The 22902-nt window shown below is 63.4% G+C and carries 25 protein-coding genes; 12 read left to right on the forward strand and 13 right to left on the reverse strand.

Annotated elements, in window-relative coordinates; all coding sequences use genetic code 11:
• Positions 1 to 64: 64 nt before the first annotated feature.
• The 7 genes from NKI72_RS16200 (at position 65) to NKI72_RS16230 (ending at position 6090) form a co-directional block, all read left to right on the forward strand.
• Positions 65 to 226: a DUF1328 family protein gene (locus NKI72_RS16200; protein WP_031195454.1), complete on the forward strand. Its 162-nt coding sequence runs from the start codon at positions 65 to 67 to the stop codon at positions 224 to 226.
• 74 nt (positions 227 to 300) lie between these two features.
• On the forward strand, positions 301 to 1185 hold the full coding sequence (gene dapF / locus NKI72_RS16205; RefSeq protein WP_352832365.1) for a diaminopimelate epimerase: 885 nt from the start codon (positions 301 to 303) through the stop codon (positions 1183 to 1185).
• Positions 1185 to 2486, forward strand: a complete 1302-nt coding sequence (gene mtaB / locus NKI72_RS16210; protein ID WP_352850296.1) for a tRNA (N(6)-L-threonylcarbamoyladenosine(37)-C(2))-methylthiotransferase MtaB — start codon at positions 1185 to 1187, stop codon at positions 2484 to 2486. Before dapF ends, mtaB begins: the two co-directional genes overlap by 1 nt.
• A gap of 11 nt (positions 2487 to 2497) precedes the next feature.
• Complete coding sequence (gene ftsY, locus NKI72_RS16215) at positions 2498 to 4081, forward strand: signal recognition particle-docking protein FtsY (protein ID WP_352850298.1); 1584 nt, start codon at positions 2498 to 2500, stop codon at positions 4079 to 4081.
• A 60-nt stretch (positions 4082 to 4141) separates the two neighbouring features.
• Complete coding sequence (locus tag NKI72_RS16220; protein WP_352493215.1) at positions 4142 to 4807, forward strand: septation protein A; 666 nt, start codon at positions 4142 to 4144, stop codon at positions 4805 to 4807.
• Positions 4808 to 4895: 88 nt separating this feature from the next.
• Entirely contained in the window at positions 4896 to 5516 is a 621-nt protein-coding gene (locus NKI72_RS16225; RefSeq protein WP_352685342.1) for a pyridoxamine 5'-phosphate oxidase family protein, read from the forward strand.
• Positions 5517 to 5556: 40 nt separating this feature from the next.
• A complete protein-coding gene (locus NKI72_RS16230) occupies positions 5557 to 6090 on the forward strand; it encodes an NADPH-dependent FMN reductase (RefSeq protein ID WP_352767671.1) in 534 nt (177 codons plus the stop codon).
• Between the two features lie 107 nt (positions 6091 to 6197).
• Here NKI72_RS16230 and NKI72_RS16235 read toward each other — a convergent pair whose 3' ends face one another.
• Entirely contained in the window at positions 6198 to 6407 is a 210-nt protein-coding gene (locus NKI72_RS16235; RefSeq protein WP_352540817.1) for a tautomerase family protein, read from the reverse strand.
• Between the two features lie 32 nt (positions 6408 to 6439).
• Entirely contained in the window at positions 6440 to 7357 is a 918-nt protein-coding gene (locus NKI72_RS16240; RefSeq protein ID WP_352767356.1) for an SMP-30/gluconolactonase/LRE family protein, read from the reverse strand.
• Positions 7358 to 7621: 264 nt separating this feature from the next.
• On the opposite strand from NKI72_RS16240, the gene NKI72_RS16245 reads away from it, so the two are divergent.
• Complete coding sequence (locus NKI72_RS16245) at positions 7622 to 7789, forward strand: hypothetical protein (protein ID WP_023721879.1); 168 nt, start codon at positions 7622 to 7624, stop codon at positions 7787 to 7789.
• Between the two features lie 16 nt (positions 7790 to 7805).
• Here NKI72_RS16245 and NKI72_RS16250 read toward each other — a convergent pair whose 3' ends face one another.
• From NKI72_RS16250 to ccmA, 6 genes are all read right to left on the reverse strand, one after another.
• On the reverse strand, positions 7806 to 8849 hold the full coding sequence (locus NKI72_RS16250) for a DUF2332 domain-containing protein (protein WP_352491646.1): 1044 nt from the start codon (positions 8847 to 8849) through the stop codon (positions 7806 to 7808).
• 15 nt (positions 8850 to 8864) lie between these two features.
• Entirely contained in the window at positions 8865 to 9440 is a 576-nt protein-coding gene (locus tag NKI72_RS16255) for a DsbE family thiol:disulfide interchange protein (RefSeq protein ID WP_352491647.1), read from the reverse strand.
• Positions 9437 to 9604, reverse strand: a complete 168-nt coding sequence (ccmD, locus tag NKI72_RS16260) for a heme exporter protein CcmD (RefSeq protein WP_352456348.1) — start codon at positions 9602 to 9604, stop codon at positions 9437 to 9439. The genes NKI72_RS16255 and ccmD overlap by 4 nt, the downstream gene beginning before the upstream one ends.
• 102 nt (positions 9605 to 9706) lie before the next feature.
• Positions 9707 to 10084 carry an Imm50 family immunity protein gene (locus NKI72_RS16265; protein WP_352832358.1) on the reverse strand — a complete coding sequence of 126 codons (378 nt, stop codon included), beginning with the start codon at positions 10082 to 10084 and terminating at the stop codon, positions 9707 to 9709.
• Complete coding sequence (gene ccmB, locus NKI72_RS16270; RefSeq protein WP_352470824.1) at positions 10084 to 10749, reverse strand: heme exporter protein CcmB; 666 nt, start codon at positions 10747 to 10749, stop codon at positions 10084 to 10086. The genes NKI72_RS16265 and ccmB overlap by 1 nt, the downstream gene beginning before the upstream one ends.
• Before the next feature lie 196 nt (positions 10750 to 10945).
• Positions 10946 to 11554, reverse strand: coding sequence for a heme ABC exporter ATP-binding protein CcmA (gene ccmA / locus NKI72_RS16275; RefSeq protein ID WP_352832355.1), 609 nt, complete (start codon positions 11552 to 11554; stop codon positions 10946 to 10948).
• A gap of 282 nt (positions 11555 to 11836) precedes the next feature.
• On the opposite strand from ccmA, the gene acnA reads away from it, so the two are divergent.
• On the forward strand, positions 11837 to 14527 hold the full coding sequence (gene acnA, locus NKI72_RS16280; RefSeq protein WP_352832352.1) for an aconitate hydratase AcnA: 2691 nt from the start codon (positions 11837 to 11839) through the stop codon (positions 14525 to 14527).
• Positions 14528 to 14604: 77 nt separating this feature from the next.
• Here the strand turns inward: acnA and NKI72_RS16285 are convergent, their stop codons facing one another.
• Positions 14605 to 15285, reverse strand: coding sequence for a ceramidase domain-containing protein (locus NKI72_RS16285; protein ID WP_352470827.1), 681 nt, complete (start codon positions 15283 to 15285; stop codon positions 14605 to 14607).
• A gap of 175 nt (positions 15286 to 15460) precedes the next feature.
• Here NKI72_RS16285 and NKI72_RS16290 point away from each other — a divergent pair, with 175 nt between their 5' ends.
• Positions 15461 to 16210 carry a DUF1223 domain-containing protein gene (locus NKI72_RS16290; protein ID WP_352470828.1) on the forward strand — a complete coding sequence of 250 codons (750 nt, stop codon included), beginning with the start codon at positions 15461 to 15463 and terminating at the stop codon, positions 16208 to 16210.
• A gap of 580 nt (positions 16211 to 16790) precedes the next feature.
• Entirely contained in the window at positions 16791 to 17177 is a 387-nt protein-coding gene (locus NKI72_RS16295; RefSeq protein ID WP_031212724.1) for a DUF2794 domain-containing protein, read from the forward strand.
• Positions 17178 to 17181: 4 nt separating this feature from the next.
• On the opposite strand, the gene NKI72_RS16300 is transcribed toward NKI72_RS16295, so the two are convergent.
• The 4 genes from NKI72_RS16300 to NKI72_RS16315 form a co-directional block, all read right to left on the reverse strand.
• Positions 17182 to 17751 carry a GNAT family N-acetyltransferase gene (locus tag NKI72_RS16300; RefSeq protein WP_352832349.1) on the reverse strand — a complete coding sequence of 190 codons (570 nt, stop codon included), beginning with the start codon at positions 17749 to 17751 and terminating at the stop codon, positions 17182 to 17184.
• Between the two features lie 110 nt (positions 17752 to 17861).
• Positions 17862 to 18641 carry a Bax inhibitor-1/YccA family protein gene (locus NKI72_RS16305; RefSeq protein ID WP_254817871.1) on the reverse strand — a complete coding sequence of 260 codons (780 nt, stop codon included), beginning with the start codon at positions 18639 to 18641 and terminating at the stop codon, positions 17862 to 17864.
• Between the two features lie 219 nt (positions 18642 to 18860).
• Positions 18861 to 21410, reverse strand: coding sequence for an ABC transporter permease (locus tag NKI72_RS16310; RefSeq protein ID WP_352832428.1), 2550 nt, complete (start codon positions 21408 to 21410; stop codon positions 18861 to 18863).
• Positions 21410 to 22120: an ABC transporter ATP-binding protein gene (locus NKI72_RS16315; protein WP_352832346.1), complete on the reverse strand. Its 711-nt coding sequence runs from the start codon at positions 22118 to 22120 to the stop codon at positions 21410 to 21412. The genes NKI72_RS16310 and NKI72_RS16315 overlap by 1 nt, the downstream gene beginning before the upstream one ends.
• A 107-nt stretch (positions 22121 to 22227) precedes the next feature.
• Here NKI72_RS16315 and NKI72_RS16320 point away from each other — a divergent pair, with 107 nt between their 5' ends.
• Complete coding sequence (locus NKI72_RS16320; RefSeq protein ID WP_352450197.1) at positions 22228 to 22872, forward strand: arylesterase; 645 nt, start codon at positions 22228 to 22230, stop codon at positions 22870 to 22872.
• The last annotated feature ends 30 nt before the right edge of the window (positions 22873 to 22902 follow it).

Genomic DNA, 22902 nt, shown 5'->3' on the forward strand with positions numbered 1-22902 from the left:
GGAACCTAAGGCATCACATAGACGTTTGTAGGTGTTCAAACCTGTCGGCTGCGAGGTGTCTCTCATGATCAGGTGGATCATCATTCTTTTGATTATCGCGGCCGCGGCGAGCCTGCTCGGCATGCCGGCACTGGCCGGAGCCGCCGCCACCGGCGCGCGCATCCTCATCGGCATCGTGCTGATCATCTTCCTGCTGATCGTGCTTGGCGTCTTCGCGGTGACTTGAAAATCACGCCGCGCTGGTAATTTCTGCCGCTATCCGCCATATAGGCGCCAAACCGGCAAGAGACCTTTCGATCGATGGCAAGCGCGGCCCCTTTCGCCAAGATGAACGGCATCGGCAACGAAATCATCGTTGCCGATATGCGTGGCCGTGCCGATCGCGTGGCGCCTGCGGCAGCCGTCGCGCTTAATGCCGATGCGGCGACCAGGTTCGACCAGATCATGGCGATCCACGACCCCAGGACGCCGGGCACCGCCTTTTTCATCGACATCTTGAATTCCGACGGAACCAGGGCGCAAGCCTGCGGCAACGGCATGCGTTGTGTCGTCCAGGCGCTCGCCGCCGAGACCGGCCAGAAGACATTTGCCTTTGAAACAGTCGCCGGCATCCTCAATGCCGAGGAACATGCCGACGGAATGATCTCGGTCGACATGGGCAGGCCGCGCTTTGGCTGGCAGGACATCCCGCTGGCCGAGGAATTCCGCGACACCCGCATGATCGAGCTGCAGATCGGCCCGATCGATGCCCCGGTGCTGCATTCGCCGTCGGTCGTCTCGATGGGCAATCCGCACGCCATCTTCTGGGTCGACCGCGAAGTCTGGTCGTACGAGCTCGAGCGCTTCGGCCCGCTGCTCGAAAACCATCCGATCTTCCCCGAGCGCGCCAACATCACCATCGCGCAGGTGACCTCGCCGGAGACCATGGCCATCCGCACCTGGGAGCGTGGCGCCGGCCTGACCAAGGCCTGCGGCACGGCTGCTTGCGCCGCTGTGGTCGCCGCGTCCCGCACCCGGCGTACCGGCCGCGGCGTCACGCTGATGACGCCCGGCGGCGGCTCGCTGCATGTTTTGTGGCGCGACGACGACCACGTCATCCTCACCGGTGCCGCCGAATGGGAATTTTCCGGCAGCTTCGATCCGTCGACCGGGGCGTGGGCGCGCGACACCGAAAGCGCCGCCTGATGGCTCCTCTTGGCAACAAGGGTATCGAGGTCGTCACCTTCGGCTGCCGGCTGAACACCTATGAATCCGAGGTGATGCGGCGTGAAGCCGAAAGTGCGGGCCTCGGCGGCCTCGAAGGCGGTGCCATCATCTTCAACACCTGCGCCGTCACCGGCGAGGCTGTACGCCAGGCCAAGCAGTCGATCAGAAAAGCCCGCCGTGAGAACCCGGCCGCCCGCATCATCGTCACCGGCTGCGCCGCGCAGACCGGCCCGCAGGATTTCGTCGCCATGGACGAGGTCGATCTCGTCCTCGGCAATGAGGAAAAGCTGAAGGCGCATTCCTATCGCGCGCTGCCGGATTTCGGCATCAACGACACTGAGAAGGCGCGCGTCAACGATATCTTTTCGGTGCGCGAGACGGCCGCCCACATGGTCGACGCCATCGAGGGCCGGGCGCGCGCTTTTGTCCAGGTGCAGAACGGCTGCGACCACCGCTGCACCTTCTGCATCATTCCGTACGGTCGCGGCAATTCGCGCTCGGTGCCGATGGGCGCCGTGGTCGAGCAGATCAAGCGACTCGTCGGCAATGGTTATGCCGAGATCGTGCTGACGGGCGTCGACATGACCAGTTTTGGCGCCGATCTGCCGGGCGCACCGAAGCTCGGCAAATTGGTCAAGACCATCCTGAAGCAGGTGCCAGACGTGAAACGCCTGCGGCTTTCCTCGATCGACTCGATCGAAGCCGACGACGATCTGCTGGACGCCATCGCCACCGAGCCGAGGCTGATGCCGCATCTGCATCTGTCGCTGCAATCGGGTGACGACATGATCCTGAAGCGGATGAAGCGCCGGCACAGCCGCGACCAGTCGATCCGCTTTTGCGAGGATGTGCGCAAACTGCGCCCCGGCATTGTTTTCGGCGCCGACATCATCGCCGGCTTCCCGACCGAGACGGACGCCATGTTCGAAAACTCGCTGGAGATCGTCGAGGAATGCGGCCTGACGCATCTCCACGTCTTCCCGTTTTCGCCGCGCCAGGGCACGCCCGCCGCGCGCATGCCGCAGCTCCGCCGCGTCGTCGTCAAGCAACGCGCGGCACGCCTGCGCGCCGCCGGCGAGGCCGCCTATCGCCGCCATCTTGCCTCGCTCGCTGGAACGCATCAGTCGATCCTGATCGAGCGTGACGGCCTTGGCCGCACCGAAGGGTTTACGCTGGCCGCGGTCTCTGCCGGCGCTCCGGGCGACATTGTCGAGGCTGATATCGCCGGCCATGACGGTATCCGACTGATCGCCGCGCCGCTTGCCGCCCGCGCCGCCTGAGAGCGCAAGACATGGCTGGGTTTTTCAAGAAGATATTTTCGTTCGGCAAGAAGGAAGTCGTCGAGGAGCGGCCAGACGAGGCCGCGCCGCTGCCGCCGATCAAATGGGACGAACTGGAGGCGCTGAAACCGGCCGCCGAGCAGGCCGTCCCGGAGTTTTTGAAACGCGAAGAATCGCGGCCCGAAGTCGAAGCCGTACCTCCACCGCCAGTCGAACCAGAGTTGCCTCCGGCACCGCAACCGGCGCCGGAAGAGCAGAAGCCTGAGCCGCCGCCGACCATTCCACCCGAGCCGGAAACGCCTGCTGAGGAACCGGAGGAGATCCGGGCCGAGCCGCAGCAGCCAGAAATCGTCCCCTCCCAGCCGGAACCTGCACCCGTCGAAGTGCCGGTAGTGCCCACCGAGGCTCCCTCAGCAGCGCCAGTGCACGAAGTCCCGCCCGCCGAAATACCGCCCCCGATCCGCCAGCCAGCGCCGGCCGAGACGAAACCGATCTTGACCGAGATCGCGCCCGAACCGGAGGTCGTGCCGGCGCCCCACCCTCCCATCGAGGGGGAGGTAAAGCCCGAGCCGGAAGCCGTTCCGCAACCTGAGCCAAAGCCCGCCCCCGGCAAAGTCACCGTAACCAAGAAGGTCGAGCAGAAAGCCGAGCCGCAGAAGGCGCCCGAACCGGCGCCGAGGCGCTCCTGGTTCCAGCGCATGCGAGACGGGCTTGCCCGCTCTTCCAAGGAGTTGTCGGGCAACATCGCCGGCGTCTTCACCAAGCGGAAGCTTGACGAGGACACGCTGCAGGACCTGGAGGATGTGCTGATCCGCGCCGATCTCGGCATGGAGACGGCTTTGCGCGTTACCGACGCGCTCTCCGCCAGCCGCTACGGCAAGGACGTCTCCGACACCGAAGTCCGCGCCATCATGGCGGCCGAGGTGGAGAAGGTACTAACCCATGTCGCCATGCCGCTAGAACTCGATCTCAGCCACAAGCCGCATGTCATCCTGGTCGTCGGTGTCAACGGAACCGGCAAGACCACAACCATCGGCAAGCTGGCGGCAAAGCTGACCGATGGCGGCCTCTCGGTGATGCTCGCCGCCGGCGACACTTTTCGCGCCGCCGCGATCGAGCAGCTGAAGATCTGGGGCGAGCGTACCAACTCGCCGGTCATTGCCTCGAAGCTCGGCGCCGATGCCGCCGGCCTCGCCTACGATGCATTCGAGCGCGCGAAGGAGGCCGGCTCCGACGTGCTGATCATCGACACCGCCGGGCGGCTGCAGAACAAGACCGAACTGATGGCGGAACTGGAAAAGATCGTCCGGGTGCTGGGCAAGCTCGATCCGGAAGCGCCGCACACCGTGCTGCAGACGGTCGATGCCACCACCGGCCAGAATGCGCTCAACCAGGTCGAGATCTTCCGCAATGTCGCCGGCGTCAACGGCCTGGTAATGACCAAGCTGGACGGCACGGCGCGCGGCGGTATTCTGGTGGCGATCGCGGCAAAGCACAAATTGCCGGTCTATTTCATCGGCGTCGGCGAACAGGTCGACGACCTCGAACCCTTTTCCGCAAGCGAATTCGCCAGGGCGATCGCTGGAGTGGCTTGACGAGCATGATTCCGAAAAGTTGCAGGCTCTTTGGATTGGATCATGCGTAAGAAGGACGCTATGAACCCACCCATCCTCGAAGGCGACCCGTCCGATCCGCGACGCAGGGCGTTGAACCCCGGCCTGAAATTCCTGCTCGAACTCGGGCCTGGCCTGGTGTTCTTTTTCACCACCATCCGCGGCGCGTGGCTTGTCGGGAAGTTTCCGATCCTCGGCCATATCGGCGAGCCTATCCTGATTGCCACAGCGTTCTTTATGGTGGCGACGGCGCTATCGCTCAGCGTTTCGTGGATTTTGACGCGAAGCTGGCCGATCATGCCGTTGGTCTCGGCCATCGTGGTGTTTGTGTTTGGCGCGCTGGCGCTGTGGCTGCAGGACAAGACCTTCGCTTTCATGAAGCCGACAATCATCAACAGCCTGTTCGGCATCACGTTGCTTGGCGGGTTGGCGTTTGGCAGATCGCTGTTGGGCTATGTCTTTGATTCCGCCTTCAATCTCGACGCCGAAGGCTGGCGCAAGCTCACTTTCCGATGGGGACTCTTCTTCCTTTTTCTGGCTGCGCTGAACGAGATCGTGTGGCGCAACTTTTCTGAGGAAGCCTGGCTTTATTTCAAGGTCTGGGGCACGATTCCCATTACCCTTGTCTTCACGTTAAGCCAAATGCCGTTGATCCTGCGCCATTCGCTCGAGGACAAGGCCGGCAAGGAAGAGAAGGCCGGCAAATAGAGCAATTCCAGGAAAGTGTGTAGCGGTTTTCCCGGGAAAGCGCGTAGCGTTTTCCCTAGGGAATTGCATCAGAATAAGGGGAGAGGGCATGGAATTCATCACCACTCGCGACGAGTTGAGGACGATCTACAAGACGCCTCGGCTGACCGACGGCTCGATCCGCAAGGAATTGAAGACATTGGACGGCCACTGCCGTTCATTCATCGGCAAGAGCCCGTTCGTGCTGATCGGCTCGTCCGACGGCGCCGGCAATGCCGATGTGACGCCCAAGGGCGACAGGCCGGGTTTTGTGGCAGTGCTCGACGAGAAGACCATCGCCATCCCCGACCGGCCGGGCAACAACCGGCTCGACACGCTGGAGAACATCCTTCTCAATCGCTCGGTCGGGCTGCTCTTCCTCATTCCCGGCATGAACGAGACGCTGCGTGTCAACGGCGATGCCCGCATCACCGTCGATGCGGCGTTACGCGAGCGGCTGGCGGTCGACGGCAAGGCGCCGCAAAGCGTCGTCGTGGTGACGGTCAAGGCCGCCTATATGCATTGCGCCAAGGCCTTCATGCGCTCCGAACTGTGGAAGCCGGAGAGCTGGTACGACCGCGCGACGCTGCCGACGCTCGGCCAGATCCTGCGCGACCAGCTGGCGCTCGCCGATTCGGCCGAGGCGACCGACCGCTGGCTGGATGAGGAATACAGGGAGACCATGTGGTAGCGTGCCCGGCAACGAATCGCCCAAGCCGGTCTCCATTCCTTTGCTGAACATCCTCGCCATCTCCGGCAGCCTGCGCGCCGCCTCGACCAATTCGGCCCTGGTCGCGGCACTCGCGCAAAACGCGCCGCCGGACTGTCACGTCTTCGTCTACGATGGACTTGGCCGGCTGCCGATCTTCAACCCCGACGACGAAGGCGAGCGGACGCCGCCGCAAGCAGCAGTGCTGATCGATGCGGTCACCGCCGCTGACGGCGTCATCGTCTCCTGCCCGGAATATGCCCACGGTGTGCCAGGCGGCCTGAAGAACGCGCTTGACTGGCTGGTGTCGCGCGATGCCGCCGTTGGCAAGCCAGCCATGCTGGTGCATGCCTCGCCGCGCTCGCTGTTTGCCCGCGCCGCACTGGTCGAGATCATGCGGACAATGTCTTTTGCGCTCCATGAGGAAGCAGCGCTCGAAATAGCGCTGCTCGGCAAGAAGCCGCCGGAGGTGGAGGATATCTTGTCGCAGCCGGAAAACCGGCTGACGATGCGCGATGCCCTATCCGCCTTCGCGGAGTTCATCCGCTCGCGGTGAACGCCGGACCGTGCTTTCGCCATCCCAGGGTCTCCGCGACGGAGTTTCGCTCCTGCTCCGCCCCCGGGATGACGACGCTAGGAGCTGCGGCCAATCTGTGCCGGGAACTATCCCTTGCTCCTCCGCGTCTCGACGTCGGTCCCGCCGACGAACCAGTCGCGTGCAGCGACCTCCTCGAAAACCACCCAGACATCGTTGTTGGTCAGGCCGGTGACGCCGGTGATGGCCGCCGTCACCTGGGCGGCGATCGCGGCCTTTTTGCCGGCCGGGTCGTCGGCAATCACCTCCTTGACCAGGCGGATATTCACGAATGGCATGGTTCCCTCCCTTGCATATGCTTGGCGGCCGCTCAGTAGGTTTTGGCGCCGTTGACCATGAGCCGGACCATGTAGAGCGAGGTCGTGCCGGCGATGTAGAGGCAGTTCAGCTTGTTGCCGCCGAACACGCAATTAGCAACGACTTCCGGTACCTTGACCTTGCCGATCAGCGTCCCGTCTGGATCGTAGCAATGGACCCCGTCGGCGGCACTGGTCCAGATGCGGCCGTCCGCATCCAGCCTGAAACCGTCGAACAGGCCGGCGGTGCAGTCGGCAAAGACCTTTTCGCCTGAGACCGTCTTGCCGCCCTGGCCGACATTGAACACCCGGATGTGTGCCGGATTTTGCGCACCATGCGTGCGGCCGGTATCCGCGACATAGAGTTGGCGCTCGTCGAGCGAGAAGGCGAGCCCGTTGGGCCTGACCATGTCGGTGATCACCGCCTCGGTCTCGCCGGTGCCGGGATCGACCCGGTAGACATGGCAGGCGCCGATTTCGCTTTCGGCCTTGTCGCCCTCGTAATCGGTATCGATGCCGTAGCTCGGATCGGTGAACCAGATCGAGCCATCGGACTTGACCACCGCGTCATTGGGCGAGTTCAGCCGCTTGCCGCGCCATTTGTCGGTGATGGTGATGACCGAGCCGTCATGCTCGGTGCGGCTGACGCGGCGGCCGGAATGCTCGCAAGTAACCAGCCGGCCTTGCCGGTCGACGGTGTTGCCGTTGGAATTGCCGGACGGCTGACGGAACACGCTGACGCTGCCGTCGGTCTCGTCGTAACGCAGCATGCGATTGTTCGGGATGTCGGACCAAACCACATAGCGCCCGGCTGCAAACCAGGCCGGTCCTTCCGCCCATCGGCAGCCGGTAAACAGCCTGTCCACCTGTGCATTGCCGTTGAAAAGCCGCGAAAAGCGCGGATCGAGAACTTCGTAGAATTCGCTGGCCATGGTTCCTCCCGGTAGCAGTCGCTTGGCAAGGGCGCGATCAAGCCAGCCTGCGATCGATATGGCAAGATCGATGATGCGTCAGAGCATTATGGAATGCGAATGCTGGCCCGGACGGCAGGTCACATCCCGTTAACCGGCTATGCGCCCAGCGCAATGGTGCATTGCAACATCTTATTTTTGCAATGCACCATAACTATGTCATGCTCCGTATCGATCAAGGGAGGAACAACTGGCCGCGAAATGCGGCGCAAAAGGAAACTCGCTATGATCATCGACAGCCTCATGAGCCGCGCTCGCGCCAGCATCGCCAAGCGCCGGCATTACAACCGCCTCGTCGCCGAAATCGACAGCTTCAGCAGCCGCGACCTCGCCGACATGCGCGCCGACCGCTCAGAAATGCTCTACCAGGTCCACAAGCAGATCTACGGCTGAGTGAATGGGATCGGGCTTAGCCCACCCATTCGATCCAGCGGCCGTGGTAATCGCAATGGGCCAGGCGGTGCGTCTCGCCGCCCGGCCATAAAGTCAGGCTGAGTACCGCCCAATTGTTTGTGGGATCGCGCGGCTCCATCCTCAGCCTTGCGATAGGCGCAGCGGCCGTGGCCTGTCTGCCCGCCTGCTCCAGGGCGACGATGATCGCGTCCTTGGTCGCCCGCGGCAGGTATTGCCACATGATCGAATGATAGAGCACAAAAGCGCCACCCTCCTGCCGCGCGGCCAGCGCCTTCCCGACAAAATCCGCCGCGTCCGCTTTGACAAGTGGCGGTCGAAACTTTTCGGCAAGTGACAGCGCAGCGTCGAGCCGGGCCAGCCGCGTAGCCTGATCGGCCCAGACGTAAGACCGAAGCCGTAACCGTGTGGCTGCGTCGGCGACATCTACCGGCGCGATGTCACAGCCGGCGCGGTGGCGGACGTCGATCGCTCCACCAAGCGGAACAGCGAGTCCGCGCACCTCCGGCGCCAACCGAACGGTGGAGGTCCGGTCGCCCCACTCGGCATCGCCGTAGCGGTAGTGAAAGCTGTCGAACAGGAGATTGAGCCCAGCGCTGGCGCCAATCTCGCACAAGTCCAGCGGCAGGCCGGTTTCCCGCGCGACTGTCAGAAATCCAGGCAGCAGCATCGCCGACCGGGCGATTTCATTGGTCTGCGGCGCACCGGCGAGGCCGGCGACGATCCGCTCGTCGGATCGCGCAATTGCCTCCGGCAGCACCGCCGCGATCTCGGATTCGCTTGTCTGGTTGGGCGGATAGATCAGTGCCAATCGCTCATTGGCACCCGTCAGGACCAACCCATGCAGCGCGCCGCAAAGCCGCAATGCGAGGGCGTCGGCGCGCGCGTCGCCCGGCCAACCGAGCACCGCCTGCCCGGTCCTGGTGTTTGCGTCGAGAACCTTAGCGAGCGCACGGCATAAATTCGCGGTGAAAGGCGAGCCAAGTCCATCGCAGGCTTTCGCCTGTGCCAGAAAATGATCGCGGATGTCTCGTTCGTCCATCGCGTTTCAGGTGTCTCAGCCCGGAGCCGCGAGCGCCTTCTCGATTTCGGGTAACAGCAGCGTCCGCGCCGAGTCCGGCGTCAGCGGCCCTACATGCTTATAGGCGATCTTGCCATCCTTGCCGATGACGAAGGTTTCCGGCACGCCGTAGACACCCCAGTCGATCGCCGTGCGTCCGGCTTGGTCGACGCCGATCGCCTGGAATGGATTGCCGAGATCGCCAAGGAACCGACGGGCGTTTTCCGGCTGGTCCTTGTAGTTCAGCGCCGCCATGACGAAGCGTCTGTCCTGCGACAGCGCCAGCAGCACCGGATGCTCTTCGCGGCACGGCGCGCACCAGGACGCGAAGACGTTGACCAGCGTCACCTTGCCGGCGAACTGTTTTGAATCGAGGCCCGGCAAATTGGTGCCTTCGAGCGCCGGCAGGTTGGTCTGCGGCGCCGGCAGGCCGATCAGCGCTGACGGCACTTCCGACACGTCGCGCCCGGACAAAAGCTGCGCCAGGAACAATCCCGCCAGCCCGAGAAAGACCACCAGCGGCAGCAGCACGATCAGGCGGCGGCGCGCCGGTGTTTGGGTTTCCGTGCTCATGATTTTACTGCCTTATCGGAGCGCCGGCGCACGCCGGATGCCTCCAGCTCGGCAAGCTCTCGCTTGCGGCCGCGCTGGTCGAGCAGAATCCAGCCGATCAGCCCACCCAGCACCACGGCCGTGATCGCATAGGCGGCGGTGACATAAAGGGCGTGAACGCTCATTTTCCCGATCCAAGGCTTCTCACGGCGGAATTCATAGCCTCACCGGCTGTTTGTCGCAATGAACGGGTCTGCGGCAGATTTGCGGTTATCGCAAGCCGAAGGTCACTGCGAACGCAAAACACCTGATATGTTTTTGATACGCATGTATTGGCACGTCAGAGACAGCCTGACAGCCCCTTCGCAGGTAAGCAGGATTCTACCGGCGTCATCCCACATCCTGATTGCACTCCAGCCATGGCTCCGGAACTTGCGAAGGCTAATCGATTCGACCGCGATGAACTCAAGCCCGAAAGACACGGCATTGAACGCCGCCCATTTGGCGGGGGGCCGGTAGGGGAGGACGGTCGAGATGAAGGAAAGGTACATGCTAGGCCCTTCACGATTGATTTCGGCCTTGGTTACCTGGACGGAAGACAGGTCCGGATAGTTGCCGTAGATTGTCTGGAGAAAGATCGGGTTCTCTATGCGCAGCGGCCACATCAATCCGTTCCGTGCCGAAGCGCCAGCGCCGCCGCCACCGGCCCGAGCACGGCAAGGAACAGGGTCAGCGCGGCGAGAATGAGGAAGGGCTGCAGAAAAGGATCGGGGTTCGCCACCGCGCCATAGCTTGCTGATACGCCGAAGATCAGCACGGGAATGGTTAGCGGCAGCACCAGCACCGAGATCAGCAGGCCCCCGCGCGGCAGCGCCACCGCCACCGCGGCACCGGCGGCACCGATGAAGGTGATCGCCGGCGTACCGACCAGAAGCGTCAGCGCCGTCGCACCGATGCCGATGGGCTCCATGTTCATGAACAGGCCGAGCAAGGGAGCGGCGATGACCAGCGGCAGCACGCTTCCCGCCCAATGCGCCAGGCATTTCGTCAGAACGGTCAAGGCCAGCATGTGCCGGTCGTTGCCAAGCACCAGAAGATCGAGCGAGCCGTCCTCGCGGTCGGCCTGGAACAGCCGGTCGAGGCCGAGCAGGCAGGCCAGCAATGCGGCGATCCACAGGATCGCCGGGCCGATGCGGGCCAGCAGCTTCAGCTCGGGACCGACGCCGAAGGGGATGGTCGCGATAACGGCGAGAAAGAAAATCACGCCGGTAAGCGCCCCGCCGCCGGCGCGGATACTCAGGCGGATGTCGCGCAGGAAGAGGGCTAGCATGATGTGAGATGCTTTCGCCTGGGCACCCCCCTCTGTCCTGCCGGACATCTCCCCCTCAAGGGCGGAGATTGGCTGTCACGACTGCCTTCGCCAATCTCGATCGTTGAGAGTTGAGCGCAGCGACGAAGCTGCCAATCTCCCCCCTCGTGGGGGAGATGTCCGGCAGGACAGAGGGGGGCGCCGTAGAGCACCAACATCAAACGGCCTCGCCCATCACCAGCCCTTGTGCCCCCTCGATCCCCAGCGGCAAATGCGTCGCCGCAACCACGATCCCGCCCCTCTCGAGGTGCTTCCCCATCAATTCGCCGAATCTCTCCTCGGAAGCCTTGTCCAGTCCTGCCGTCGGCTCATCGAGCAGCCACAATGGCCGGTGGCTTACCAGCAGTTTTGCAATCGCCGCGCGGCGGCGTTGCCCGGTCGAGAGATAGCCGAACGGCAGATGGCCGATGCCGCCCAGCCCGACGGTTTCCAGCGCCTCTTCAACAGCCGCGGAACCGGCGCCCGAAAAATCGCGCCAGAAGCACAGGTTTTCCGTAACGCTCAGCGCCGTCTTCATCGCGTTGAGGTGGCCGAGATAGTGACAGGCCGAGGCGGCCGACGGAAAGTCCTCGCCACCACCTTCGAACCGCACACGGCCTGCCGCCACTGGCAATAGTCCGGCGACGATCCTGAGCAGCGTCGATTTGCCGGCGCCGTTCGGCCCGGTGACGACCAGCGCCTGGCCATCCCCCAGCGCGAATTCGATGCCGGAAAATACCGTCTCGCCGCCGCGTTCGCCGCCCAGATTTTCGGCGATCAGCCGCATCCGTCCCCCTTCGCCGAAAGTTCAGGCGCGGCTTCGGTGCGCCGCACCAAAAATGGCGATTCCGTGTCTAGAACTATTCCAGAAAATTCTCTATATCCGCATCATCCGTGCCAGCGGTCGGCACGGGAACCGAATTTGCGCCGAACCAGCGCGCGTGCCGCCTTGAACGGCCCGGACGCTTGGGAACGGATAGCGGAAATGGCCGTACCCGCACCTTTGCGCGTGATTTGCATGCCCACTGGCGTCCGTTCCCTTCCGGCAACCGACAGTTAGGGATCGCACGTGTCCAAATCACTCGACAGCTTCAATTGCCGCCGCACGCTGACCGCCAGCGGCACCGAGTACATCTACTATGACCTTGTCGAGGCCGAAAAGAACGGCCTCACCGGTATTGCCCAATTGCCCTATTCGATGAAGGTGCTGCTGGAGAATCTGCTGCGCAACGAGGACGGCCGTTCCGTTACCAAGGAGAGCATCCAGGCGGTCGCCGGCTGGCTGACTGACCGGGGCACCGCCGGCGTCGAGATCGCCTATCGCCCGGCTCGCGTGCTGATGCAGGATTTCACCGGCGTTCCAGCCGTGGTCGACCTTGCCGCTATGCGCGACGCCATGGCCTCGCTCGGCGGCGATCCGCAAAGCATCAATCCGCTGGTGCCGGTCGATCTGGTCATCGACCACTCGGTCATCGTCGACGAATTCGGCACGCCACTGGCTTTCGCCCGCAATGTCGAGCTTGAATATGAGCGCAACGAGGAACGCTACAAGTTCCTGAAATGGGGCCAGCAGGCGTTCCGCAATTTCCGCGTCGTGCCGCCCGGCACCGGCATCTGCCATCAGGTCAATCTCGAATATCTCGGTCAGGTCGTGTGGACCAACAGCGAAGACGGCGAGACCACCGCCTATCCCGACACCTGCGTCGGCACCGATTCACATACCACGATGATCAACGGCCTCGGCGTGCTCGGCTGGGGTGTCGGCGGCATCGAGGCGGAGGCCGCGATGCTTGGCCAGCCGGTCTCCATGCTGCTGCCTGAAGTCATCGGCTTCCGGCTCACCGGCAGGCTGAGGGAAGGCGTCACCGCCACCGACCTGGTGCTCACCGTCACCCAGATGCTGCGCAAGAAGGGCGTCGTCGGCAAGTTCGTCGAATTCTTCGGGCCGGGCCTGTCCAACATGACGCTGGCCGACCGCGCCACCATCGGCAACATGGCGCCGGAATATGGCGCCACCTGCGGCTTCTTCCCGGTCGACAGCGAAACCATCCGCTATCTGACAATGTCCGGTCGCGACGAAAGCCGCATCGCCCTGGTCGAGGCTTATTCGAAGGCGCAAGGCTTGTGGCGCGATGCCGGCTCGGCCGATCCGGTCTTCACCGACCTGCTGGAGCTCGATCTCGGCAGTGTCGTCCCGTCGATGGCCGGCCCGAAGCGGCCGGAAGGCCGGGTCGCACTTGAAGACATTCCGGCTGGCTTCGCCAAGGCCATGGAGTCCGAATACAGGAAGGCCGCCGAAATCGACAAGCGCTATGCCGTCGAGGGCACGAGCTACGATCTTGGCCATGGCGATGTGGTCATCGCCGCCATCACCTCCTGCACCAACACCTCGAACCCGAGCGTGCTGATCGGCGCCGGGCTGTTGGCGCGCAATGCCAACCGGCTCGGCCTCAAGCAGAAGCCGTGGGTCAAGACCTCATTGGCGCCGGGCAGCCAGGTCGTCGCCGAATATCTCGAGAAATCCGGCCTGCAGAAGGAGCTCGACCAGATCGGCTTCAACCTGGTCGGCTTCGGCTGCACCACCTGCATCGGCAATTCCGGCCCATTGCCGGCGCCGATCTCCAAGACCATCAACGATAAGGGCTTGATTGCTGCGGCAGTCTTGTCCGGCAACCGCAATTTCGAAGGCCGCGTCTCGCCCGACGTGCAAGCGAACTATCTCGCCTCGCCGCCACTGGTCGTCGCCCACGCGCTGGCCGGGACAGTGACCAAGGATCTGACCACCGAGCCGCTCGGCGAGGATCGCAACGGCAATCCGGTCTATCTCAAGGATATCTGGCCGAGTTCGGTCGAGATCCAGGAATTCATCGAGAAGAACGTCACGCGCGAATTGTTCGCCCGCAAGTATGCCGACGTCTTCAAGGGCGACGAGTACTGGCAGAACGTCAAGGCGCCGGAAGGCCAGACCTATGCCTGGGACGACAATTCCACCTATGTGCAGAACCCGCCCTATTTCGCCGGCATGACGTCGGGCTTCGGCAAGATCGGCGATATCAAGGGCGCGCGTGTGCTCGGTCTGTTCGGCGACAAGATCACCACCGACCACATTTCGCCGGCCGGTTCGATCAAGGCGGCCTCGCCGGCCGGCAAGTATCTCACCGACCACGGCGTCGGCGTCGCCGATTTCAACCAGTACGGCACACGCCGCGGCAATCATGAGGTAATGATGCGCGGCACCTTCGCCAATATCCGCATCCGCAACCATATGCTGGGCGAGAACGGCCGCGAGGGCGGCTACACCATCCATTACCCGTCGAAAGAAGAGGAATCGATCTACGACGCCGCCATGCGGTACAAGAAGGAAGGCGTGCCGCTGGTCATCTTCGCCGGCGTCGAATATGGCAACGGCTCGTCGCGCGACTGGGCGGCCAAGGGCACCAATTTGCTGGGCGTCCGCGCGGTCATCGCCCAGTCCTTCGAGCGCATCCACCGCTCCAATTTGGTAGGCATGGGCGTGATCCCCTTCGTCTTCGAGGAAGGCACCTCATGGGCCTCGCTCAACCTCAAGGGCGACGAACTGGTCGAGATCGACGGACTGGGCAACATCAAGCCGCGGCAGAAGATGATCGCCAGGATCACCTACGGCGACGGCAGCGTCAAAGAGGTTCCGATCATCTGCCGCATCGATACGCTGGACGAGCTCGACTACTTCAAGAATGGCGGCATCCTGCAATACGTGCTGCGCGATCTGGCCGCTTAAGGGAGTAGGGCAATAAGGGAGTAGGGCAGTAGGGTGAAGCAAGGAGAAGCGACTTATTCCCCTACTGCCCTACTGCCCTACTGCCCTACTGCCCTAATTCCCGGCTTTCCAAACCGCGCTGTCGCCGCCAGCAGCACGCCGAGCATCAGCCCGTTGAATATGTGCCACAGGAAATGCGTGCCGAGCGGAAAGCCGCCGCAGACCAGCGGATCGATCATCCGGCAGATGACCGACACGACGAAGATCGCCGAGCCCGCCAGATTGTACCAGCCGGCACGGTTGCCGCTGGCCGCCACCATGGCGCCGAAGAAGGCGAGCGCCAGGAAGGGCGGCAGATAGCCGGTCGTCCCGTTCGACGCCTGGCGCAGCCAGTCGGGCACGGCAAAGGTCACCAGCCCGGCGACGGCATAGAAGGCGACGAAAATGGCGATCGCCTTGCCCCATTTCATGCCGAGAAAACGCCGCAGGTTGAACAGCGTGTAGGCCAGCGTGAACCCGGCGATCGGCAGCACGTCGGCCCAGACCGTGCCACGGTTGGCAAAGGTGTGGAACAGCGACGAGCCGACGCCGATCGCCACCACCCACCAGGCCAGCACTTCGGCGAAGGTGCCGGTGCCGCGCTTGCGCACCTGCCAGACACCCCATAGCCCGGCGGCAAAAAAAGCCAGATTGCTCAGCGCATTTAGCGGTTCGGCCCAGAATTCCGGCCCCGTCCGTTCGCAATAGAGGTCGACCGGCGCCAGGAGAGATTGCCACATGCTGATTGCCGCCCGAATCGCTTCCATCGTAAAGTGCAAGTCCACCTATTGCGCCCTTGCCAGCGGTTGCAACGGCAAAATTTCACCGCAACGTGACTTCCCGTTGACTGCCGCTTCTGCCACATATTTCGACAACCAGAACAAAGCCGGCGTCACCGGCGGGATCGGAACGGCTATGCCATCTCGAAGACCATTGCGGCTTGCGGCCCTTGCGCTGGCCCTCTCGGCGTTTGCCGGCAGGGCCCTTGCCGAGCCAACCGACAAGCCATTAGGCGTCGTCGAGCTCTTCACCAGCCAGGGATGCAACTCCTGTCCGCCGGCAGATGAATTCTTCGCCGAGCTCGCCGCCAAAGAGGACATCGTCGCGCTCGCCTATCATGTCGATTATTGGGATTACCTCGGCTGGCAGGACACGCTGAGCCGCAAGGAAAATACCGAGCGGCAATACGAGTATATGCGCGCCTTCGGCAGTCGTTCCGTCTACACCCCGCAAGCCGTCATAAACGGCCGCAGCCATGTCAACGGCGCCAGCCGCAAGGAAGTCGACGGCGCGCTGGCCCGCATGGAGAGGGTCGGCGAAGGCATGCGCGTCGGCATCAAGGTCAGCCGGACCAGCGATCGCGTCATGATCGATGCCGGCGACGCTGTGACCGGCCCAACCGACGCGCATGTCGTCATCGTCTATTTCAATCCGCCGCAGACGATAAAGATCGGCAAGGGCGAAAACAGCGGCCGCAGCATGACCTACTGGAACGCCGTCTCCAGCATCCAGACCGCCGGCATGTGGCACGGCAAGGCGCAGCGCTACGAACTGCCGATGAGCGAGATCGCCAAGAAGGGCGGCTGCGCCGTGCTGCTGCAGTCGGTCGGCAAGGACGGCATGCCCGGGCCGATCCTGGGCGCGGCCTTTATCCGCAAGCCTTAAGCGGGGACCTCTCCTTCTCCCCTTGTGGGAGAAGGTGGATCGGCGCGCAGCGCCGAGACGGTTGAGGGGTGCTGGAAGAATTGAGGCGGCGGCGATTTCAAGGAAATTGCCAAGCTGGAACACCCCTCATCCGTCGCCTTCGGCGATAACCGCGCTCAAGCCTCCGACGACAGCCTATCTGGATGGATCGCATCGCCACGGCTAATAAAGAACCGGCGTCAGCTTGCTTCTGACGCCGGTCATTTAGGTTTTGGGATCGTCGCACCCGATCTTTCCAAGGAAAAACCGAGGTTGGTTCGATCCGACGCAGACCCGTGGGCGGGGGGCTTGGGGTTTACGAGCCGGTGCCGGACCGAACCGTCTCAGGCAACGCCGGTAAATTCGTCGGACATTGGGGCATGAGCACGGATAAAAAAAGGCAGGATTGTGGCAAAGCATCACCAATTTCAACAGGCGTTTCGCAAACGTGACTGGACGCTGGAGAAACCGCGCGGTGCTGCCGTTGCCCGGCCGGGCCTTGCAATTCGGCAACGAAAGCGCCAACTTTGGTCGGCGTACGATTCATTGCGAGGATCCAGGCATGACTGATCGCAGCAGCGGGACGGAGGATGGGGACGCATCCGCAATATTGATCCCGCTGCATGAGGCAAGACGCGAACGCCTCGACCAGCCGGTGCGGTTCGACCGGCGCGAACTGGACCAGATCCTCAGGCTCTACGGCCGTATGGTTGCCGCCAATGAGTGGCGCGACTATGCCATCGACCATCTCGCCGACCGCGCCGTTTTTTCCGTCTTCCGCCGCACCAGCGAAGTGCCGCTTTTCCAGATCGTCAAGGATCCGAAGCTGGCGCGCCGGCAAGGCGCGTTCGCCGTCATCGCCGCCGGCGGGCGCATCCTCAAGCGCGGCCAGGAACTCGGCCGGGTGCTTGGCGTGTTCGACCGAACACTGAAGCTGGTCGAGGCGTAACCCTTTATTTTTGCAGGCGGAACTTGCGCTCGGGCAGCGATTGCGGATCAGGCGGGATGGACGCCCCGCCGTTGATCGGCAGCTGCATGAAAACCGTGTCCAGCCAGCGTCCGTGCTTATAGCCTGAGCCTTCCAGGCGGCCGGAATGACGAAAGCCGAGCTTCTCGTGCAACCGTACCGAGGCGCTGTCGGGCCGGCCGTCGCCGATCACCGCGATGATCTGGCGAAAACCCGCCGCCTTGGCCGCTTCGATCAGCCCTTGCATCAAGAGCAGCCCGACGCCTTGCCCTTTGGCCTCGGGCGCGACATAGACGGAATCCTCGACGACGAAGCGGTAGGCCGGGCGCGGCCGGAACGCCCCGGCATAGGCATAGCCGAGCACGCCGCCGGCCTTTTCCGCAACGAGATAGGGAAAGCCGCCCGCCATCAGAGTGTCGAAGCGCGTGCCCATCTCGGCGCGGCTCGGCGGTTCGAGTTCATAGCTCGCCGTGCCATTCGTCACCGCGTCGGCATAGATTTCCGTGATCCGGTCGAGATCGGCCGACGTCGCGGCCCGCAAGGTGATGCAGCTCATAATTTAGGCACGTCGTTCATCTGCCCTATATCACAGCAAAAGCCGGTACAAAAGAAAAGGGCGGCCATTGGGCCGCCCTTTTCGAACTCGCTGGTCCAGGAAAACCGTATTTAGCGACGGTCGCCCATGAACTGCAGCAGAAACATAAACAGGTTGATGAAGTCGAGATAGAGCCTCAATGCGCCCATAATCGCCTTGCGGCCGGCGACATCAGTCTCGTCGCCCTCGAAGTACATCTCCTTGATGTTCTGCGTGTCGTAGGCGGTGAGGCCCGCGAAGATCAGCACGCCGATCGCCGAAACGGCGAAGGAAAGCGCCGATGACTGCAGGAAGATGTTGATTACCATCGCGATGATCAGGCCGACCAGGCCCATGACCAGGAACGACCCGAACGCCGAGAGATCGCGCTTGGTCGTGTAGCCGTAGAGCGACAGCCCGCCAAAGGCGGCGGCGGTGGCGAAGAAGGTCTGCGAGATGCTGGCGGTGGTGTAGACCAGGAAGATCGACGACAGCGACAGGCCGACGAGGCCGGCGTAGACCCAGAATGTCGTCTGCGCGGCCGAAACGCTCATCGACTGGACGCGGAACGACAGGAACATCACCGCTGCCAGCGGGGCGAAGATCACCAGCCATTTCAGTGGCGAGCCGAAGATCGCGTAGCCGAACGAGGTCAGCATCTCGCCGCTTGGCAACGTCGCGACCGCCGAGGCGGGATCGCTGGTAGTGGCCAGCATGATTGTGCCGACCGCGGCAAGACCGGTGATGAGGAGGCCAAGCCCCATCAGATTGTAGACCTTGATCATGTAGGCCCGCAGGCCCTGGTCGATGGCAGCATCGACGCCGGCGCCGGGCACGGCGCGCGTCTGATAATTGCGAACGGGATCAGCCATGGAAATCCTCATATTGCTTCTGCCCCGTCCGGTGTCAGGTCCTTTTGAACCCAGGCGCCGCTGGCGGGGCTCCAGCATGCCTGCGCCGAAATATGATGGTTCTTGGCGTAAAGGACAAGACCGTAACCAAGCGTAATGCTCCGTGAAGTGCCGGAGATACGGTTTTATTGGCCTTCCCGCCCGGAACATTACCGAGATTTAATCGAAACCGGCTCTGGCTCAAAGATTCCGCAGCACCGGCGCCGCCTTGTGGCCCAGCACCCGCCACGTGCCGGCAAGGCCGATGCCGACCGTGACCACCAGCGAAAAGCCGATGGTCGCCACCGCCACCTCGGGCATGAAGTGCGATGGCAGCGTCATGATGCGCGCGACGACGAACCATGCCGCCACAGCGCCCGCCGCCAGCGCGAAGATCGCGGTAGCAAGGCCGATCAGCATATATTCCAGCGAAAACGCGGCGATCAGCGTTTTTCTGGTCGCACCCAGGGTCTTCAGCACCACCGCGTCGTGAATGCGAGCCCGGTTGCCGGCGGCGAGCGCCCCGGCCAGCACCAGCACCGAGGCGATCAATGCCACCCCCGCTGCTGCCCTGATTGCTGTGCCGAGTTGCGCCACCAGCCGGTTGATGATTTCGAGCGCGTCCTTGACCCTGACCGTCGTCACTGCGGGAAAGGCACGCGTGACGGCGTTGAGAAGATGCGCATCGTCGGCTGCCGACGCATTCGTCTCGGTCAGCGTCGCCAACCAGCCATGCGGCGCACCGGCGAACGTGTTGGGCGAGAACACCATGACGAAATTGATGCCCATGGTTTCCCATTCGACCTGGCGGAAATTGGCGATCTTGGCCGTGATGTTGCGGCCGAGCACGTTGACGGTGATGGTGTCGCCGAGCTTCAGCCCGATCTCTTTGCCTTCCTCGGCGGAAAACGAGACCAGCGGCTCGCCGGCATAGTTCTCCGGCCACCAGCTGCCCTCGGTCAGCGTCGCATTCTCCGGCAGCTTTGCGTCATAGGTCAGGCCGCGATCGCCGCGCAGTACCCAGGCGCCTTCGGCCGGAACCTTGACCTTGTCGACATCGACGCCGTTGAGCGCCATCACCCGGCCGCGCAGCATCGGCACCTTGATCAGCCTGCCTTGCGGTGCCTCTTTGCCGACCAGCGCGGAGAAGGCATCGACGTCACTGCTCTGGATATCGACGAAGAAGAAGTTCGGTGCCCTTTCCGGCAGGCTGCCCGAGATCTGCCGCCTGAGATTGCCGTCGATCAGCGCCAGCGTCACCAGCAGCGTCAGCCCGAGTCCCAACGACAGCACCACGGACGGCGTCAAGGCGCCAGGCCGATGGATGTTGCCGATGGCGAGCCTGAGCGCGGTCGAGCGCACGCGCGGGCTTTTCTTCGCCGCCCACTGCACCAGCGAGCCGACCACACGCAGCACCAGGAACGAAAAGATCGTGGCGCCAACGAAGATCGAGGCAATACGGCGGTCGCCGGAAAACAGGATCGCCAGTACCGCGAGCAGCAGCGCGATGCCCAATGCCGCGGCGATATAGAGCGGGCGGGGAAAACCGCGGCCCTCGAATCCCATTTCGCGAAACAGCGCCGTTGCCGGCACGTCGCGGGCGCGGCCGAGCGGCAGCAAGGCGAAAGCCAGCGTCACCAGCAGCCCGAACAGCGCTGCCATGCCGAGGGCGCCGGGATAGAACCCACCTTCCGCCGGCACTGGAATGACCGATTGGAGTGCCGCGCTGGCCGCGAACGGCATCAGCGCGCCAAGCACAAGGCCTAGCGTGATGCCGAGGGCGGCGATCATCAGGATCTGCACCAGATAGACGGCAAAGACGAAGCCGCCCGAAGCCCCCAGGCTCTTGAAGGTGGCGATGACGCCGCGCTTGCCGTCGAGATAGGCACGCACCGCATTGGCCACGCCGACGCCGCCGACCACCAGCGCCGTCAACCCAACCAGCGTCAGGAATTGCGAAAACCGTTCGATATTCGAGGACAGCGCCGGTGCTGCGTTGCTGCGGGTGCGGATCGACCAGCCGGCCTGCGGGAACTCTTTTGCCGCCTGGTCCTGGATCGCCTTGATCAGTGCCTCGCCGGTGCCGCCGGGCAGGCGGACCTTATAGGCGTTCTCGACCAGGCTGCCCGGCTGGATCAGGCCGGAAGCGGCAAGCCCGTCGGTCGACACCATCAGCCGCGGCGCAAAACCGAAGCCATCCGACACTGCATCCGGCTCGTTGACCAGCCTGGCACGCAGCTCGAACGTCGCGCTGCCGAGCTTCAGCCGGTCACCGATGCCAAGGTTCAGCCGCTCGAACAAGAGGTCCGGCGCGGCGGCGCCGAAGACCCCGGATTTTTCGCCGAACAGATCTTCTCGCGACAGCACCGGCTCGGTCTCCAGCGCGCCGTAGAGCGGATAGGCGCCGTCGACCGCCTTGGCCTCGACCAGCGCCTGGTCGGAGCCGTCCTCGAGCCTCGCCATCGAGCGCATATTGGCACTGTGCGAAACCGTGCCAAGCTGGTCGAGGAAGCTGCGTTCCGATCTGGTCGGATCGCGCTGGTTGAGCTGGAAGCGGAGATCGCCGCCGAGCAGCGTCTGGCCCTGGTCGGCAACACCGGCGGAAATCGCTTGCGCCACCGAATTGACGCCGCCGATCGCAGCGACGCCGAGCGCGATGCAGGCAAGGAAGATCAGGAAGCCGGACAGCCCGCCACGCATTTCTCGCAGCGAAAACCGAAAGGCGAGCCTCAGCGTGCGCGCCAGCGGCATCATGCGGTCACCCTGCCAGCCCTGGTGGCCGGCTTAGGCGCGTCTTCGATCCGCCCCGACCGCATCGACACCTGGCGCGAGCAGCGCGCCGCGAGTACCGGGTCATGCGTGACCAGCACCAGCGTCATGCCGCGTTCGGCCGCCTTGGCAAACAGCAGGTCGGCGACGTGCCGCCCCGTTGCCTGGTCGAGATTGCCGGTCGGCTCGTCGGCGATCAGGATGCGCGGCGACGGCGCCAGCGCCCGGGCGATCGCCACGCGCTGCTGCTCGCCGCCAGACAATTCGCCGGGGTAATGGGTGACGCGATCGCTCAAGCCCACCGCCGCCAGCTCGCGTGCCGCCACGCCGAATGGATCGACATGGCCGGCAAGCTCCAGCGGGACGGCAACGTTTTCCAGCGCCGTCATATTGGGGATGAGATGGAACGACTGGAACACGATGCCGATGTTTCGTCCTCGAAACGATGCGATCTCGTCTTCGCTTTTGCCGTTGAGCTGCTCGCCGGCAATTCGGACCGTACCCGAATCGACCCTTTCAAGTCCGGCCAAAACCATCAGCAATGTCGACTTTCCCGAACCTGAAGGTCCAACGATGCCGGTCGCTTCGCCGCCCGCAACATCGAGGCTGACGCCCTTCAGCACATGGACCGAGGATGCACCTTCGCCGAGCGTCAGCGATACGTCTTTCAGCGAAATGACGGCTTCTTCCAAAATCAAATCGTCCTATATGGGGGATGAAGGCTAGTGCATCCGATGCTCGACAAAGACGAAAACCTGCCTTCGCCAACAGATGTTCCTGGTCATATGGGGCCTGCCGCATGGCTTTCAAACATACCTTTGCCGCAGCGTTCGCCCTTTTCCTCGCCATTTGCGGCGCCATTTCGTCGGCGCGTGCTGAACCATTCACCATTGTCGGTTTCGGCGACAGCCTGATGGCGGGTTATGGCCTCGGGCCAGGTCAGGGCTTCACCGAGAAGCTGCAGGCGGCGCTGCGCGCCAAGGGCTACGATGTCACGGTCGCCAACGCCGGCGTCTCCGGCGATACGACGAGCGGCGGTCTGTCGCGGCTCGACTGGTCGGTGCCGGACGGCACGCAACTGGTCATCCTGGAGCTCGGCGCCAACGACATGCTGCGCGGCGTTTCGCCCGCCATAGCGGAAAAGAACCTGGACGCCATGCTGGCAAAGCTGAAGCAGCGCAAGATCGCCGTTTTGCTTGCCGGAATGCGCGCGGCGCCCAATCTCGGCGCCGACTACCAGAACGCCTTCGACGCGACCTTTCCGCGACTGGCTGAAAAATATGGCGTGCCGCTCTATCCTTTCTTTCTCGAGGGCATCGCCGGTCAATCCGTCCTGCAACTCGAGGACGGCCTTCATCCAAACGCCCGAGGCGTCGACCGCATCGTCGAGGGTATCCTGCCCAGTGTGGAGAAGACCATTGAAGCGGTCCGGGGCAATTCCTGAAGGCGAGGGTTCGCCGTCGCAACACCTTCC

This window comes from Mesorhizobium sp. M0437 (assembly GCF_040321335.1).
Taxonomy (GTDB): domain Bacteria; phylum Pseudomonadota; class Alphaproteobacteria; order Rhizobiales; family Rhizobiaceae; genus Mesorhizobium.

Bases quoted from the DNA above. Each gene is read 5' to 3' on its own strand.
- NKI72_RS16240 (WP_352767356.1), bottom strand. From the start codon at position 7,357: ATGGCCAGCGAATTCTACGAAGTTCTCGATCCGCGCTTTTCGCGGCTT.
- NKI72_RS16235 (WP_352540817.1), bottom strand. From the start codon at position 6,407: ATGCCATTCGTGAATATCCGCCTGGTCAAGGAGGTGATTGCCGACGAC.
- mtaB (WP_352850296.1), top strand. From the start codon at position 1,185: ATGGCTCCTCTTGGCAACAAGGGTATCGAGGTCGTCACCTTCGGCTGC.
- NKI72_RS16255 (WP_352491647.1), bottom strand. From the start codon at position 9,440: ATGAGCACGGAAACCCAAACACCGGCGCGCCGCCGCCTGATCGTGCTG.
- NKI72_RS16225 (WP_352685342.1), top strand. From the start codon at position 4,896: ATGGAATTCATCACCACTCGCGACGAGTTGAGGACGATCTACAAGACG.
- ccmD (WP_352456348.1), bottom strand. From the start codon at position 9,604: ATGAGCGTTCACGCCCTTTATGTCACCGCCGCCTATGCGATCACGGCC.
- NKI72_RS16265 (WP_352832358.1), bottom strand. From the start codon at position 10,084: ATGTGGCCGCTGCGCATAGAGAACCCGATCTTTCTCCAGACAATCTAC.
- NKI72_RS16220 (WP_352493215.1), top strand. From the start codon at position 4,142: ATGAACCCACCCATCCTCGAAGGCGACCCGTCCGATCCGCGACGCAGG.
- NKI72_RS16245 (WP_023721879.1), top strand. From the start codon at position 7,622: ATGATCATCGACAGCCTCATGAGCCGCGCTCGCGCCAGCATCGCCAAG.
- NKI72_RS16250 (WP_352491646.1), bottom strand. From the start codon at position 8,849: ATGGACGAACGAGACATCCGCGATCATTTTCTGGCACAGGCGAAAGCC.
- ccmB (WP_352470824.1), bottom strand. From the start codon at position 10,749: ATGCTAGCCCTCTTCCTGCGCGACATCCGCCTGAGTATCCGCGCCGGC.
- NKI72_RS16320 (WP_352450197.1), top strand. From the start codon at position 22,228: ATGGCTTTCAAACATACCTTTGCCGCAGCGTTCGCCCTTTTCCTCGCC.
- NKI72_RS16285 (WP_352470827.1), bottom strand. From the start codon at position 15,285: ATGTGGCAATCTCTCCTGGCGCCGGTCGACCTCTATTGCGAACGGACG.
- ftsY (WP_352850298.1), top strand. From the start codon at position 2,498: ATGGCTGGGTTTTTCAAGAAGATATTTTCGTTCGGCAAGAAGGAAGTC.
- NKI72_RS16310 (WP_352832428.1), bottom strand. From the start codon at position 21,410: ATGCCGCTGGCGCGCACGCTGAGGCTCGCCTTTCGGTTTTCGCTGCGA.
- NKI72_RS16200 (WP_031195454.1), top strand. From the start codon at position 65: ATGATCAGGTGGATCATCATTCTTTTGATTATCGCGGCCGCGGCGAGC.
- NKI72_RS16305 (WP_254817871.1), bottom strand. From the start codon at position 18,641: ATGGCTGATCCCGTTCGCAATTATCAGACGCGCGCCGTGCCCGGCGCC.
- NKI72_RS16290 (WP_352470828.1), top strand. From the start codon at position 15,461: ATGCCATCTCGAAGACCATTGCGGCTTGCGGCCCTTGCGCTGGCCCTC.
- dapF (WP_352832365.1), top strand. From the start codon at position 301: ATGGCAAGCGCGGCCCCTTTCGCCAAGATGAACGGCATCGGCAACGAA.
- NKI72_RS16300 (WP_352832349.1), bottom strand. From the start codon at position 17,751: ATGAGCTGCATCACCTTGCGGGCCGCGACGTCGGCCGATCTCGACCGG.
- NKI72_RS16295 (WP_031212724.1), top strand. From the start codon at position 16,791: ATGACTGATCGCAGCAGCGGGACGGAGGATGGGGACGCATCCGCAATA.
- ccmA (WP_352832355.1), bottom strand. From the start codon at position 11,554: ATGCGGCTGATCGCCGAAAATCTGGGCGGCGAACGCGGCGGCGAGACG.